The 627-nt window shown below is 41.5% G+C and carries 1 protein-coding gene; it reads right to left on the reverse strand.

The annotated features are described in order from the left end of the window. Nucleotides 1-410 (reverse strand): ATP-binding cassette domain-containing protein (locus tag BG32_RS01980; protein ID WP_147434795.1); only part of this gene is annotated, 410 nt, incomplete at its 3' end. Between the last annotated feature and the right edge of the window lie 217 nt (nt 411-627).

Raw genomic sequence — 627 nt, forward strand, 5'->3', positions numbered from 1 at the left:
GTCGAAAAAACCCTTACAGGTTTGTCTTTCCACTCGATCATGTCTACCTTTTCTAAAAGAGAATTTATCCTTTTCAGCGCAGTCCTTTTCTCAATCCTCAACATTGAAGAGAAGAATAGAAGATTCTCGACCGGAGTAAGACGATCATAGAGAATTACTCGCTCCGACACAAGACCGACTTTCTCTCTAATCTTCTTCAGATCTCGTTTCATATCAAGTCCGGCAATATTCACTTCACCTGACGTCGGTTTCATCAATCCAGTAAGGATTCTTATAAGGGTTGACTTGCCTGCACCGTTCGGCCCCAGAAGGCAGTACAGATCGCCGTCTTCTATCGAAAGTGAAACGCCCTTCAAAGCCTCAAACGAACCGTATCTTTTCACGAGATTCGATGTAACGATTCCATTCAATTAGAACCACCTCAAGAATATTCTACTACATTTCCTGTATATGGCTCACGATGTTGTGAAATGTTGAACCTCACGATCACGACACAGTCTAATTTTTAGCCTAGATCTTTGACAAGTTACTGGGAGAGAATTATGAAGGTGCTAATCCCCGTTCGCCTATAACTTGGATTCTGTACTATTGACGACATCCTCAAAATCTGATATATTTAGATTCGTG

Origin of the sequence: Mesotoga sp. HF07.pep.5.2.highcov, from assembly GCF_003666285.1 — a bacterium.
In the GTDB taxonomy this organism is placed as follows: Bacteria; Thermotogota; Thermotogae; order Petrotogales; family Kosmotogaceae; genus Mesotoga; species Mesotoga prima.